Source organism: Streptomyces sp. NPDC041814, from assembly GCF_055590565.1.
In genome coordinates this window covers 1,157,174-1,171,112 of record NZ_JBVJAM010000001.1, presented here as the reverse complement: position 1 = coordinate 1,171,112, position 13,939 = coordinate 1,157,174, and the positions used below count along the sequence as shown (strand labels likewise).

The window sequence follows — 13,939 nt, the reverse complement described above, 5'->3', positions numbered from 1 at the left end:
CCCGCCGGCGCAGACTCCCCATGCGCTACATGCTGCCGCTCCTCTTCCTCGTTGCCCTGCTCGCCATGCTGATGCTGCGTGGCTACGTGCACAGCGAAATCATGGCCGACTTCCGCGTCCGGCCCCCCGTCGCGACCGACCGGGTGCCCGAGCAGGTACTGGAGGGCGGGCCGGTCATCGACGCGCGCTCCACCACCGAGCCCGCGAAGACCCTGCGCATCCCGGACCACCGGATCGTGCTGACCTTCGACGACGGCCCGGACCCGGAGTGGACGCCGAAGGTGCTGGACGAGCTGAAGAAGTACGACGCCCACGGCGTCTTCTTCGTCACCGGCACCATGGCCTCGCGCTACCCGGACCTGGTCGAGCGCATGGTCGAGGAGGGGCACGAGGTCGGGCTGCACACCTTCAACCACCCCGACCTCTCCTACCAGTCCACCGGCCGCATCGACTGGGAGCTGTCCCAGAACCAGCTGGTGCTGGCCGGTGCGGCGGGCATCCGCACCTCGCTCTTCCGGCCGCCCTACTCCTCGTTCGCCGACGCCATGGACAACAAGTCCTGGCCGGTCACGCAGTACATCGGCAGCCGCGGCTACCTCACCGTCGTCAACAACACGGACAGCGAGGACTGGAAGCGGCCGGGCGTCAAGGCGATCATCGACCGGGCCACGCCCAAGCACGGCAAGGGCGCGATCATCCTGATGCACGACTCCGGGGGGAACCGGTCCCAGACCGTCACCGCCCTGGGGAAGTTCCTGCCGAAGATGCAGAAGCAGGGATACACGTTCGACAACCTCACGCGCGCCCTCGGCGCGCCCAGCGCGCACACCCAGGTCACCGGTTTCGACCTGTGGAAGGGCAAGGCGTTCGTCTGGGCGGTCGGCGTCTCGGAGCACATCACCGATGTGATGGTGGCCGGGCTCGCCGTGATCGGCGTGCTGGTCTTCGCCCGCTTCGGGCTGATGCTGGTGCTGTCCTTCATCCACGCGCGCCGGGTCCGCGGAAGCGGCTTCCGCTGGGGCGAACCCGTCACCGGCACGGTGACCGTCCTGGTGCCCGCGTACAACGAGAAGAAGTGCATCGCGAACACGGTGCGTTCGCTCCTGGCAAGTGACTATCCGGTCGAAGTCATCGTGATCGACGACGGTTCCACGGACGGCACCGCGGACATCGTCCAGCGGATGCGGCTGCCCAACGTCCGGGTGGTGCGCCAGCGCAACGCGGGCAAGCCCGCCGCCCTGAACAACGGCATCGCGCACGCCCGCAACGACATCATCGTGATGATGGACGGCGACACGGTCTTCGAGCCGACGACCGTCCGCGAGCTGGTGCAGCCCTTCGGCGACCCGCGCGTCGGGGCCGTCGCCGGCAACGCCAAGGTCGGCAACCGCGACTCGCTGATCGGCGCCTGGCAGCACATCGAGTACGTGATGGGCTTCAACCTCGACCGCCGCATGTACGACGTGCTGCGCTGCATGCCCACCATCCCCGGCGCGGTCGGCGCCTTCCGGCGCGAGGCCCTGGAGCGGGTCGGCGGCATCAGCGAGGACACCCTCGCCGAGGACACCGACGTCACGATGGCCCTGCACCGGGACGGCTGGCGCGTCGTCTACGCGGAGAACGCCCGCGCCTGGACCGAGGCTCCGGAGACCGTGCAGCAGCTCTGGTCGCAGCGCTACCGGTGGTCGTACGGCACCATGCAGGCGATCTGGAAGCACCGCCGCGCGGTCATCGAGCGCGGGCCCTCGGGCCGGTTCGGCCGCGTCGGACTGCCGTTCGTCTCGCTGTTCATGGTCGTCGCCCCGCTGCTCGCCCCGCTCATCGACGTCTTCCTGTTGTACGGGCTCGTGTTCGGGCCCACCGAGAAGACCGTCGGCGCGTGGCTCGGCGTCCTCGCGGTGCAGCTGGTCTGTGCCGCGTACGCCTTCCGGCTCGACCGGGAGCGCATGACCCATCTGCTCTCGCTGCCCCTCCAGCAGGTCCTGTACCGGCAGCTCATGTACGTGGTGCTGCTCCAGTCCTGGATCACCGCTCTCACCGGCGGCCGGCTGCGCTGGCAGAAGCTGCGCCGTACCGGGGTCGTGGACGCACCCGGTGCGATGCCGTCCCAGCGGGCGCGCACCCACGAGCGGAGGCCCGTCGCATGACGTACCCGGAACAGTCGTACGGAAAGCCGCACGCGGACGACCGGACCATGGCGCTGCGCGTGGTGCTGCCCGCCCCCGCCGCCGAGCCCGTCCCGGCCGACGAGCCGGCCCCCGCGCCCGCCAGGGCGGGCCGGGACCGCTATCTGGACCTGCTGCGGGCCATCGCGCTCGTCCGGGTCGTCGTCTTCCACCTCTTCGGCTGGGCCTGGCTCACCGTCGTGTTCCCGTCCATGGGCGTCATGTTCGCCCTGGCCGGATCGCTGATGGCCCGCTCGCTGGCCCGGCCCGCCTGGAGCGTGATCCGCTCCCGCGTACGCAGGCTGCTGCCGCCCATGTGGGCGTTCGCGGCCGTCGTCGTGCCCGTGGTCTTCGCGCTCGGCTGGAAGCCGGTGCGCGAGGAGGGCATCTGGTGGTTCCTCAAGCTGGGCTGCTACATCCTGCCGGTCGGCACCCCGCCCTTCCCCTGGGAGAACGGCTCCGAGGGCGGCTGGCTGGAAACCTCCTGGGCCGAGCAGGGCATAGGGCCGCTCTGGTACATCCGCGCCTACCTGTGGTTCGTGTTGGCCTCCCCGCTGCTGCTCAAGGCGTTCCGGAAGCTGCCGTGGGTGACACTGCTCGCCCCGATCGGGCTCACCGCCGTCATCGGCACCGGACTCGTCACCGTGCCGGGTGCGACCGGTGAGGGTCTGGTCGACTTCGCGGTGTTCGGCTCCTGCTGGATCCTCGGCTTCGCGCACAACGACGGGCTGCTGAAGACCGTCCCGCGCTACCTCGCGGTGTCGCTGGCCGCGATGCTCATGGCCTTCGCGCTGTGGTGGGGCGCCCACCACCTCACCGAGGAGGGCTGGAACCTGGACGAGATCCCGCTCGCCCAGGCCACCTGGTCGCTCGGGTTCTGCATGATCCTGCTCCAGTACGCCCCCTCCTGGCGGGAGCTGCCGGGCCGGCTGGCCGGGTGGGACAGCCTGGTCACCCTCGCCAACAACCGGGCGGTGACCATCTACCTCTGGCACAACATGCTGCTGATGGCCACCTTCCCGATCATCGACCTGCTGTGGGACGTGCCCTGGGTCGGCGACCACCTCGGCACGTACATCGACCGCGCGGACAACGCCCTCGCGCTGATCATCGTCTGGCCGCTGATCGGACTCATGATCCTCGCCGTCGGCTGGGTCGAGGACCTCGCCGCAAGGCGTCGTCCCAGGCTCTGGCCCAACGGCGCCTCCCGCGTCCGTACATGACCACGCTCTCACCGGGCCGCACCCGGCCCGGTGAGAGCAAGGTTGCCCACAGGTCACCTCGCGGCACGGCACCGAAACGCGCGCTTCCTAGGTTCGGGACGACACCCCGACCACCCGTGGAGGCGCGTGATGGCAGGCCGTTGGATCGAGCACTGGGACCCGGAGGACGAGACCTTCTGGAGGGACACCGGCGAGCGCATCGCCCGCCGCAACCTCTGGTTCTCCGTCCTCTCCGAGCACATCGGCTTCTCCATCTGGACCCTGTGGTCGGTGATGGTGCTCTTCATGGGGCCCGAGTACGGGGTCGACCCGGCCGGGAAGTTCTTCCTGATCTCCACCGCGACCCTGGTCGGCGCCGTCGTCCGGGTGCCGTACACCTTCGCGGTCGCCCGGTTCGGTGGCCGGAACTGGACGGTGTTCAGCGCGCTCACCCTGCTCGTGCCGACGATCGCCGCCCTCGTCGTGATGGAGCCGGGCACCTCGTACGGCACCTTCCTCGCCGTGTCCGCGCTCACCGGCATCGGCGGCGGCAACTTCGCCTCGTCCATGACGAACATCAACGCCTTCTTCCCGCTCCGCCGGAAGGGCTGGGCGCTCGGACTCAACGCGGGCGGCGGCAACATCGGCGTACCCGTCGTGCAGCTCGCCGGGCTCCTGGTCATCGGGACGGCGGGGGCCACGCATCCCCGGATCGTGCTCGCCGCGTACATCCCGCTGATCCTGCTCGCCGCCTGGTGCGCCGCGCGCCACATGGACAACCTGGCGCCGGTGCGCAACGACACCGGGGCCGCGAAGGAGGCGGTGCGCGACCGGCACACCTGGATCATGGCCGTCCTCTACGTCGGCACCTTCGGCTCCTTCATCGGCTACAGCTTCGCCTTCGGGCTCGTCCTCCAGACCCAGTTCGGAAGGACCCCGCTCCAGGCGGCCTCGCTCACCTTCATCGGCCCGCTGCTCGGCTCGCTGATCCGCCCGGCCGGCGGCTGGCTCGCCGACCGGTACGGCGGGGCCCGCATCACCCTCGTCAACTTCGCCGCCATGGCCGCCGCGACCGGCGTCGTCGTATACGCCTCCGAGATCGCCTCGCTCACGGTCTTCCTCATCGGCTTCACCGCCCTGTTCGCGCTGTCCGGGCTCGGCAACGGGTCGACGTACAAGATGATCCCGGGCATCTTCCACGCCCGGGCCATCGCCCAGGGGCTGCGCGGCGAGGAGGCGGCGGCCCGGGGGCGGCGGATCTCCGGCGCCGCGATGGGGCTGATCGGAGCGGTCGGCGCGCTCGGCGGCCTCGCCATCAACCTGGCCTTCCGGCAGTCCTTCCAGACCTCGGGCACGGGCACGGCGGCCTTCTGGTCCTTCCTCGCCTTCTACGCGGTGTGCTCGGCGCTCACCTGGTCGGTATATCTCCGCCGCGCCGCGGCCCTGCCGGCGCAGCCCCGCCTCGGCCATGCCGGGGTGTGATGATGGACGGCCGGTGCCGGGCGACGTAACGAGCGGGAAATACAGCCGAACCGGGTCTGTCACGCGGCGTTGGCAGGCTCGGTCCTCCGCACCATCGAGCAGCAGCGGGACGAGAGCCGGGTAGACCTCATGCACGACGGACAGCACGACGACCGACAGCACGACGACGCGGCGCACGGGCCCCTCGCGGGCTTCACGGTCGGGGTCACCGCCGCACGCCGGGCGGAGGAGCTGGGCACGCTGCTGCGGCGCCGGGGCGCCACCGTGGTGCACGCGCCGGCCCTGCGGATCGTGCCGCTCGCCGACGACGGCGAACTGCTCGCCGCCACCGAGCAACTGGTCACCGACAGGCCCGACGTGGTCGTCGCCACCACCGCGATCGGCTTCCGCGGCTGGATCGAGGCGGCCGACGGCTGGGGCATCGGCGACCGGCTCCTGGAGACCCTGCGGGGCGTCGAACTCCTGGCGCGCGGCCCCAAGGTGAAGGGCGCGGTCCGCGCCGCCGGGCTGACCGAGGCGTGGTCCCCGGCCTCCGAATCCATGGCCGAGGTCCTGGAACGGCTCCTGGAGGAGGGCGTACGGGGCCGCCGCGTCGCGCTCCAGCTGCACGGCGAACCCCTCCCCGGCTTCGTGGAGTCGCTGCGCGAGGCCGGTGCCGAGGTGGTCGGCGTCCCCGTCTACCGCTGGATGCCGCCGGAGGACCTCGCACCCCTGGACCGGCTCCTCGACCTCACCGCCGCCCGCGCCCTGGACGCGCTGACCTTCACCAGCGCCCCGGCGGCGGCCTCGCTGCTCGGCCGCGCCGAGGAACGCGGACTGCTCACCGAGGTCGTCGCGGCGCTGCGCGGCGACATCGTGCCGGCCTGCGTCGGTCCGGTCACCGCCGTGCCGTTGCAGGCCCGCGGCATCGACACCGTCCAGCCCGAGCGCTTCCGGCTCGGCCCGCTCGTCCAGCTGATCTGCCGCGAGCTGCCCGCCCGCGCCCGTACGCTGCCCGTCGCCGGACACCGCGTCGAGATCCGCGGCCACGCCGTCCTGGTGGACGACGAGCTGCGCGCGGTCCCGCCCGCCGGGATGGCCCTTCTGCACGCCTTGGCCCGGCGTCCCGGCTGGGTGGTCTCGCGCGCCGACCTGCTGCGCGCCCTGCCCGGCAGCGGCACCGACGAGCACGCGGTCGAGACGGCCATGGCCCGGCTCCGCACCGCGCTCGGGGTGCCCCGGCTGATCCACACGGTCGTCAAGCGCGGCTACCGGCTGGCGCTCGACCCGGCGGCGGACGCCAAGTACGCGGGGGCCTGACCGGGCGGATAGCGTGCCGGACATGATCCTCGATGCTCATCCGCTCCACGCCGGGATACGGCTGCGCCCCACGACCATGGCCGACGCCGCCTCCCGCGCCGAGGCGCTGACCCGCAGCCGTGCGTACATGCGGCCGTGGGAGCCCGTGCGCCCCGATTTCTTCTACTCCGAGGAGGGCCAGCGCGAGCGGCTGGCGGGGCTGCTCGCCGACCGGGAGACGGGGCGTGCGATGCCCTGGGTGCTGAGCGACGCCGAGGACCGGGTGGTCGGCGGGTTCGACCTCAACACGATCGTGCTCGGCCCGTTCCGCAGCGCCTCCCTGGGCTACTGGGTGGACGTGGAGTACGCGGGCCGGGGCCTGGCGACGGCCGCCGTGCGCCGGATCTGCGAGCTGGCCCGCGACGGACTGCGGCTGCACCGGATCGAGGCGAGCACCGTACTGCACAACACGGCGTCCCAGCGCGTCCTCGCCAAGTGCGGGTTCGAGCAGTTCGGGGTGGCGCCGCGCTACCTCCACATCGACGGCGAGTGGCGCGACCACCGCCTCTTCCAGCGCATCCTGCACGACGGCCCGGTGACCGGGGCGGAGGACTGAGCTAAGCGGGGCGCGTGTGGCGGTGGCCCTCGCGCGGCCACGGCGGGGACGGCGGCAGCACCCCGGTGAGCGCGTACCCGGCCTTCTCCGCGACCCGGCACGACGCCGTGTTGTCGACCTGGTGCAGCAGTTCCAGGCGTACGAGCCCGGCCTCGGCGAACACCTCGGACGCCCAGCCGGACAGCGCTTCGAGGGCGCGCGGGGCGATGCCCCGGCCCCGGGCGGGTGCGACCGTCCAGTACCCCACCTCGGCCGAGGGCGCGCCCGGCTCCGGGAACGACAGGGCGACGTTGCCCACCGGGCCCGGTCCGAGTTCCGTGTCCACCACCGCGAAACTGTGCCGCAGTCCGGTCGCCCGGCCCTCCTCCTGGGCCCGCAGCCAGTGCGCGGCCGCCTCCTCGTCCGCCACCGGCGCCCGCGAACCGGCCTGGACGGCGGGGTCGCGGTACGCGTCGAGGAGCACTCCCAGGTCACCCGGCTGCCAGGGGCGCAGCACCAGGGAACCGGCCGACAGACGGGCAGGGCGCGTGTGGGCGTTCACCCGCTCATCGTACGAGTGGGTTCGAACGGCCCCCCGCCAGGTGCGCGAAGGCCCCCCGTCGCATAGGGTTGACGGCTGCCCAGTGCACGTCAGAAGGGGGCCTCGGTGGCCGCGCAGGATGCCGCTGTCGATTCGCTGCGGGACCGGGAAATCGGTGTCGAGCAGGAACATCTCGACCGGGTGTACCACCGCCTTGAGGAGAAGATCCACGAGGCGGAATTTCTCATGGACGACGCCGTCAAACGCGGCCAGGTCGGGACGCCGGGGGCGCTCGCCGAGCGCGACGCCCAGGTGTTCCGCGCCGGAATCCACCTCAACCGGCTGAACAGCGAGTTCGAGGACTTCCTCTTCGGGAGGATCGACCTCCTGCTCGGCAAGGACGGTGAACGCGGCCCGGACGGCGCGTACACCTCCGTCGAGCCGGCCGACGACGTCGTGCGCGAGGACGGCACCGCGGACATCGCCGAGACGCTGCACATCGGCCGGATCGGGGTCCTCGACTCCGACTACGCGCCGCTCGTCATCGACTGGCGGGCCCCGGCCGCGGCCCCGTTCTACCGCTCGACCCCCAAGGAGCCGGGCCGGGTGGTCCGCCGCCGCGTCATCCGCTCCAAGGGCCGCCGGGTCCTCGGCGTCGAGGACGACCTGATGCGCCCCGAGCTGACCGCGTACCTGGACGGCGAGAAGCTCCCGGTCGTCGGCGACGGCGCCCTGATGGCCGCGCTCGGACAGGCCCGCAGCCACACCATGCGGGACATCGTCTCGTCCATCCAGGCCGAGCAGGACCTCGTCATCCGGGCCCCCGCCGCCTCCGTCACCGAGGTCTCCGGGGGCCCCGGCACCGGCAAGACCGCGGTCGCCCTGCACCGCGCCGCGTACCTGCTCTACCAGGACCGGCGGCGGTACGCGGGCGGCATCCTCGTCGTCTCGCCGACGCCCCTGCTGGTGGCCTACACCGAGGGTGTGCTGCCCTCGCTCGGCGAGGAGGGCCAGGTCGCGATCCGCGCGGTCGGCTCGCTTTCCGACGACGCGGCGGGGCCCGACGGCGCCACTGCCTACGACGAGCCCGCCGTCGCCCGGATCAAGGGTTCCTCGCGGATGCTCCCGGTGCTCCGCAAGGCGGCCCGCGGTGCGCTGGAACAGCCCGCGCCCCAGCCCGCCCCCGCCGGCGGACAGCTGGAGTTCGGTGCGGCCGAGGAGGCGCCGCAGCAGCCCGCCGGGACGCCGACCCGGCTGCGCGTGGTCGCCTTCGGCGCCCGGGTCGAGCTCCAGGAGGACGAGCTCCGGCGCATCCGCAACAACGTCCTCGGCGGGACCGCCCCGGTCAACCTGCTGCGCCCGCGCGCCCGCCGGCTGCTGCTCGACGCGCTGTGGAACCGCTCCTCCGGCCGGGGCCGCTACACCGACCCGGAGCTGGCGCAGGAGCTGCGCAGCTCCTTCGACGAGGACGTGTCCACGGAGACCCCGTTCATCGAGTTCCTGAACGCCTGGTGGCCCGAGCTGACCCCGCGCGGGGTGCTCGCCGCGATGGCCGACGAGAAGCGGCTCGCCCGGTGGGCGCGGCGCACGCTCAACCAGGGGGAGGTGCGCCGGCTCGCGCGCTCCCTCAAGCGCCTGGACGCCGCCGGGCAGGGCCCGCTCTCCGTGCACGACGTGGCGATCCTGGACGAGCTGCACACGCTGCTCGGCACCCCGAGCCGCCCCAAGCGCAAGCGCGAGGCGGACCCGCTGGACCAGCTCACCGGCCTGGAGGAGCTGATGCCCCGCCGCGAGGAGACCCAGTGGGAGCGCGCCGAACGGCTCGCCGCCGAGCGCACCGAGTACGCCCACGTCATCGTGGACGAGGCTCAGGACCTCACGCCCATGCAGTGGCGGATGGTCGGCCGGCGCGGCCGGCACGCCACCTGGACGATCGTCGGGGACCCGGCGCAGTCCTCCTGGTCCGACCCGGACGAGGCGGCCGCCGCCCGTGACGAGGCGCTGGGCAGCCGCCCCCGCCGGAACTTCACGCTGACCGTCAACTACCGCAACCCGGCCGAGATCGCCGAGCTGGCCGCGAAGGTGCTGGCCCTCGCCATGCCCGGCATGGAGTCCCCGGCCGCCGTCCGCTCGACGGGCGTGGTCCCGCGCTTCGAGACCGTACGCGGCGACGACCTGGCCGGGACCGTGCGCGAGGAGGCCCGGCGGCTGCTCGCCGAGGTGGACGGGACGGTCGGCGTCGTCGTGGCGATGAACCGGCGCGCCCAGGCCCGGGAGTGGCTGGCGGAGCTGGGGGGCCGGGTGGTGGCGCTCGGCAGCCTGGAGGCCAAGGGGCTTGAGTACGACGCGACGGTGGTCGTCTCGCCGGCCGAGATCGCGGACGAGTCCCCGGCCGGGCTGCGCGTGCTGTACGTGGCGCTGACCCGGGCGACCCAGCAGCTGACCGTGGTGTCGGGGGAGCGGGACCTGCCGGACGAGAACGGGGTGCCGGACCTGCTCAGGGACTGAGAGGGGGAGCGCGAGGGGGCCGATTCCGGTCAACCCGCGCTGCGGGAATCGCTTTTCCAGGTGATTTGTTAGCCTGGGTGTGGCACCGGCTCGATCCAAGCCCCCGGGCCCAACCTTAGTCGCTTCGAGCGACCACTTGCCGCGAGGCGAGCATGGCGGGCCGGTGTCGTCAACGTAAGAAGAGGCCCGCGTCACCTTCCGGTGGCGCGGGCCTCTTCGCGTTCCCGGGACGTTCCCGGGGAGGGGTTCCGCTGTGCCGCACTCTCTCGTATGGTGGAAAAAACTTTCCGCGCTGCGACAGTCATTAACGGCTACTCGTCGGTAGGTGCGAATATCGGAAGGCGTGTCCGCTGCCGGGCCTGCTCGGGCTTCGGACGCGCGTAGCAATGAAGCTAAGGAAAGCGAAGGACTCGGCCATGGCAACGGCGCCCAGCGTCTCGTACTCGATGACGGTCAGGCTGGAGGTGCCCGCGAGCGGCACCGCGGTCTCCCAGCTCACCACGGCCGTGGAGTCCTCCGGCGGGTCGGTCACCGGCCTCGACGTGACCGCTTCCGGCCACGAGAAGCTGCGGATCGACGTCACGATCGCCGCTTCATCCACCGCGCACGCCGACGAGATCGTCAAGGGGCTGCGCGACATCGACGGCGTCGTGCTCGGCAAGGTCTCCGACCGTACGTTCCTCATGCACCTCGGCGGCAAGATCGAGATGGCGTCCAAGCACCCCATCCGCAACCGGGACGACCTCTCGATGATCTACACCCCCGGTGTGGCCCGGGTCTGCATGGCGATCGCCGAGAATCCCGAGGACGCCCGCCGCCTCACCATCAAGCGCAACTCCGTCGCAGTCGTGACGGACGGCTCCGCGGTGCTCGGCCTCGGTAACATCGGCCCGAAGGCCGCGCTGCCCGTCATGGAGGGCAAGGCGGCCCTCTTCAAGCGCTTCGCCGGCATCGACGCGTGGCCGATCTGCCTGGACACCCAGGACACCGACGCCATCGTCGAGATCGTCAAGGCCATCGCGCCCGGCTTCGCCGGGATCAACCTGGAGGACATCTCCGCGCCGCGCTGCTTCGAGATCGAGGCCCGGCTGCGCGAGGCCCTGGACATCCCCGTCTTCCACGACGACCAGCACGGCACGGCGATCGTCGTCCTGGCCTCGCTGACCAACGCGCTGCGCGTGGTGGGCAAGGCCATCGGGGACGTGCGCGTCGTCATGTCCGGCGCCGGAGCGGCCGGTACGGCCATCCTGAAGCTCCTCATCGCGGCGGGCGTCAAGCACGCCGTCGTCGCCGACATCCACGGCGTGGTGCACTCCGGCCGCGAGGACCTGCGGTCCGCCGACCCGGACTCGCCGCTCTGCTGGATCGCCGACAACACCAACCCGGAGGGCATCACCGGCACCCTCAAGGAGGCCGTGGTCGGCGCCGACGTCTTCATCGGCGTCTCCGCCCCCAACGTGCTGGACGGGGACGACGTGGCGGCCATGGCGGACGGCGCCATCGTGTTCGCGCTCGCGAATCCGGACCCCGAGGTGGACCCGGCGATCGCCCGCCGCACCGCCGCCGTCGTGGCCACCGGCCGCTCGGACTTCCCGAACCAGATCAACAACGTGCTGGTCTTCCCCGGCGTCTTCCGGGGCCTGCTCGACGCCCAGTCGCGCACGGTCAACACGGACATGATGCTCGCCGCCGCGCGGGCCCTGGCCGGCGTGGTCGCCGAGGACGAGGTGAACGCGAACTACATCATCCCGTCGGTCTTCAACGACAAGGTCGCCGGTGCGGTCGCCGGAGCCGTCCGGGACGCCGCGCGGGCCGCCGGAGTCACTGTGACGGCGCCCACGTCCGTCTGAACACGGCGCGTCGCGGGTCGCGGCGCCCCAAACGCCCCTTTAGGGTGGGCGGGCGACGCGTCCCGCAGAGCCCCGCACCCGCTGCGGCAGGCTCTGGGGGAGTCGACGGGACGTCACCACGACGAGGCAGTGGTGCTGTTCGCGCGGCTCCCGGAGGGTGCCGGATTGGCTTTCCCGCCGCAGGTGGGGGCAGGATGCTTCCTCAAGGACTACGTCCAGGGGAGACCCCACAGGGCGCGAGGTCTACCGGACCCTCTCAAGGGCGGACCCGGGTACGGGGACTGTCCGAGGGCCCTGGCAGCATCGGCTTCGATCTCACGCCTCACAGGCAAGAAGAACACGGGAGTAACAACATGAACCGCAGTGAGCTGGTGGCCGCCCTGGCCGACCGTGCCGAGGTGACCCGCAAGGACGCCGACGCCGTGCTGGCCGCTCTCGCCGAGACCGTCGGTGAGGTCGTCGCCAAGGGCGACGAGAAGGTCACCATCCCCGGTTTCCTGACCTTCGAGCGCACCCACCGTGCCGCTCGCACCGCTCGTAACCCGCAGACCGGCGACCCGATCAACATCCCGGCCGGCTACAGCGTGAAGGTCTCCGCGGGCTCCAAGCTCAAGGAAGCCGCCAAGGGCAAGTAAGACCCCTGGGTACGACGAAGGGCGGCCACCCCACCTGGGGTGGCCGCCCTTCGGCATTCGGCCCTCCAGCGGCCGCTGAGGCCGCTCGGCCGGTCAGACCAGCGAGCCGCCCGGCAGCTCCACCTTGGCGCCCAGCTTCTCCAGCTTGTCCATGAAGTTCTCGTAGCCCCGGTTGATCAGGTCGATGCCGTGCACCCGGGAGGTGCCCTGGGCCGCGAGGGCGGCGATCAGGTACGAGAAGCCGCCGCGCAGGTCCGGGATGACCAGGTCCGCGCCCTGGAGCTTCGTGGGGCCCGACACGACCGCGGAGTGCAGGAAGTTGCGCTGTCCGAAGCGGCAGTCCGAGCCGCCCAGGCACTCGCGGTAGAGCTGGATGTGCGCGCCCATCTGGTTCAGCGCGGAGGTGAAGCCGAGCCGGGACTCGTACACCGTCTCGTGGACGATGGAGAGGCCCGCGGCCTGCGTCAGCGCGACCACCAGCGGCTGCTGCCAGTCCGTCTGGAAGCCGGGGTGCACGTCCGTCTCCAGCGCGATCGCGTTGAGCGCGCCGCCCGGGTGCCAGAAGCGGATGCCCTCGTCGTCGATCTCGAAGGCGCCGCCCACCTTGCGGTAGGTGTTCAGGAACGTCATCATCGAGCGCTGCTGCGCGCCCCGGACGTAGATGTTGCCCTCGGTCGCCAGCGCGGCGGACGCCCAGGAGGCGGCCTCCAGGCGGTCCGGGATGGCGCGGTGGGTGTAGCCGTCGAGGCGGTCCACGCCGGTGATCCGGATGGTCCGGTCGGTGTCCATCGAGATGATCGCGCCCATTTTCTGCAGGACGCAGATCAGGTCCTCGATCTCCGGCTCCACGGCCGCGTTGGACAGCTCCGTGACGCCCTCGGCGAGCACCGCGGTCAGCAGCACCTGCTCGGTGGAGCCCACCGAGGGGTACGGCAGCCGGATCTTGGTGCCGCGCAGCCGCTGCGGGGCCTCCAGGTACTGCCCGTCCGCCCGCTTCTCGATGGTCGCGCCGAACTGGCGCAGCACGTCGAAGTGGAAGTCGATCGGACGGCCGCCGATGTCGCAGCCGCCGAGCCCCGGGATGAACGCGTGGCCCAGGCGGTGCAGCAGCGGACCGCAGAACAGGATCGGGATGCGCGAGGAGCCCGCGTGGGCGTCGATGTCGGCGACGTTGGCGCTCTCGACGTGCGTGGGGTCCAGGACCAGTTCGCCCGGCTCCTCGCCGGGGCGGACCGTCACGCCGTGCAGCTGGAGCAGCCCGCGCACCACGCGTACGTCGCGGATGTCGGGCACGTTGCGCAGCCGGCTGGGCCCGCTGCCGAGCAGCGCGGCGACCATCGCCTTGGGCACCAGGTTCTTGGCGCCTCGGACGCGGATCTCGCCCTCCAGCGGGGTTCCGCCGTGGACAAGCAGGACATCGTCTGTGCCGGTCATGAATCTCGCGTTCCGGAGTGGTCGGGCAGGGGGCCAAACGAAAGGGTAATGGCCCCGCACCCCCGTTCCGTAGGGGAACGGGTGGTGTACGAACGTCATGAATCCGCCACAACACGCTCTGCTGCGCGGGACTTGCGGAGGGTCACCGTCCGGATCGCCGGCCGGGCCGTGCGCTCCTCGTGCACCCGTGCGCCCTGAGCTGCGCTCGGGCACCGAGCGCGACGAGCACGTCACTTGGCCCCCGCCGCG

Annotated in this window: 10 protein-coding genes; 8 read left to right on the top strand and 2 right to left on the bottom strand. The window is 71.8% G+C overall.

All coding sequences use genetic code 11. The features are described 5' to 3' along the window. The first annotated feature begins 20 nt into the window (after positions 1-20). The 5 genes from ACZ6C6_RS05285 (at position 21) to ACZ6C6_RS05265 (ending at position 6,743) form a co-directional block, all read left to right on the top strand. Positions 21-2,147 (top strand): bifunctional polysaccharide deacetylase/glycosyltransferase family 2 protein, encoded by a 2,127-nt coding sequence (locus ACZ6C6_RS05285; protein WP_469199354.1) that lies wholly within the window; start codon positions 21-23, stop codon positions 2,145-2,147. Next, positions 2,144-3,388 (top strand): acyltransferase family protein, encoded by a 1,245-nt coding sequence (locus ACZ6C6_RS05280; protein ID WP_469199178.1) that lies wholly within the window; start codon positions 2,144-2,146, stop codon positions 3,386-3,388. Before ACZ6C6_RS05285 ends, ACZ6C6_RS05280 begins: the two co-directional genes overlap by 4 nt. Before the next feature lie 129 nt (positions 3,389-3,517). Beyond that, positions 3,518-4,849, top strand: coding sequence for a nitrate/nitrite transporter (locus ACZ6C6_RS05275; protein WP_469199177.1), 1,332 nt, complete (start codon positions 3,518-3,520; stop codon positions 4,847-4,849). Between the two features lie 129 nt (positions 4,850-4,978). Then, positions 4,979-6,148 (top strand): uroporphyrinogen-III synthase, encoded by a 1,170-nt coding sequence (locus ACZ6C6_RS05270; protein WP_469199352.1) that lies wholly within the window; start codon positions 4,979-4,981, stop codon positions 6,146-6,148. Between the two features lie 22 nt (positions 6,149-6,170). After that, the gene (locus ACZ6C6_RS05265; RefSeq protein WP_469199175.1) at positions 6,171-6,743 is read left to right on the top strand and encodes a GNAT family N-acetyltransferase; all 573 of its coding nucleotides are present in this window, start codon (positions 6,171-6,173) and stop codon (positions 6,741-6,743) included. A 1-nt stretch (position 6,744) separates the two neighbouring features. Here ACZ6C6_RS05265 and ACZ6C6_RS05260 read toward each other — a convergent pair whose 3' ends face one another. Beyond that, the gene (locus ACZ6C6_RS05260) at positions 6,745-7,284 is read right to left on the bottom strand and encodes a GNAT family N-acetyltransferase (protein ID WP_469199173.1); all 540 of its coding nucleotides are present in this window, start codon (positions 7,282-7,284) and stop codon (positions 6,745-6,747) included. A 105-nt stretch (positions 7,285-7,389) separates the two neighbouring features. Between ACZ6C6_RS05260 and ACZ6C6_RS05255 the strand changes: the two genes are divergently transcribed. The 3 genes from ACZ6C6_RS05255 (at position 7,390) to ACZ6C6_RS05245 (ending at position 12,256) form a co-directional block, all read left to right on the top strand. Further along, on the top strand, positions 7,390-9,771 hold the full coding sequence (locus ACZ6C6_RS05255) for a HelD family protein (protein ID WP_469199171.1): 2,382 nt from the start codon (positions 7,390-7,392) through the stop codon (positions 9,769-9,771). A gap of 416 nt (positions 9,772-10,187) precedes the next feature. Further along, a complete protein-coding gene (locus tag ACZ6C6_RS05250) occupies positions 10,188-11,621 on the top strand; it encodes an NAD-dependent malic enzyme (RefSeq protein ID WP_469199169.1) in 1,434 nt (477 codons plus the stop codon). A gap of 353 nt (positions 11,622-11,974) precedes the next feature. After that, positions 11,975-12,256: an HU family DNA-binding protein gene (locus ACZ6C6_RS05245; protein ID WP_017237029.1), complete on the top strand. Its 282-nt coding sequence runs from the start codon at positions 11,975-11,977 to the stop codon at positions 12,254-12,256. Between the two features lie 93 nt (positions 12,257-12,349). On the opposite strand, the gene murA is transcribed toward ACZ6C6_RS05245, so the two are convergent. Continuing rightward, on the bottom strand, positions 12,350-13,690 hold the full coding sequence (gene murA / locus ACZ6C6_RS05240; RefSeq protein ID WP_073964959.1) for a UDP-N-acetylglucosamine 1-carboxyvinyltransferase: 1,341 nt from the start codon (positions 13,688-13,690) through the stop codon (positions 12,350-12,352). Positions 13,691-13,939 lie beyond the last annotated feature (249 nt).

Coding starts and splice junctions, on each gene's coding strand:
- ACZ6C6_RS05285 (WP_469199354.1), top strand. CDS start 21: ATGCGCTACATGCTGCCGCTCCTCTTCCTCGTTGCCCTGCTCGCCATG.
- ACZ6C6_RS05280 (WP_469199178.1), top strand. CDS start 2,144: ATGACGTACCCGGAACAGTCGTACGGAAAGCCGCACGCGGACGACCGG.
- ACZ6C6_RS05245 (WP_017237029.1), top strand. CDS start 11,975: ATGAACCGCAGTGAGCTGGTGGCCGCCCTGGCCGACCGTGCCGAGGTG.
- murA (WP_073964959.1), bottom strand. CDS start 13,690: ATGACCGGCACAGACGATGTCCTGCTTGTCCACGGCGGAACCCCGCTG.
- ACZ6C6_RS05270 (WP_469199352.1), top strand. CDS start 4,979: ATGCACGACGGACAGCACGACGACCGACAGCACGACGACGCGGCGCAC.
- ACZ6C6_RS05250 (WP_469199169.1), top strand. CDS start 10,188: ATGGCAACGGCGCCCAGCGTCTCGTACTCGATGACGGTCAGGCTGGAG.
- ACZ6C6_RS05265 (WP_469199175.1), top strand. CDS start 6,171: ATGATCCTCGATGCTCATCCGCTCCACGCCGGGATACGGCTGCGCCCC.
- ACZ6C6_RS05275 (WP_469199177.1), top strand. CDS start 3,518: ATGGCAGGCCGTTGGATCGAGCACTGGGACCCGGAGGACGAGACCTTC.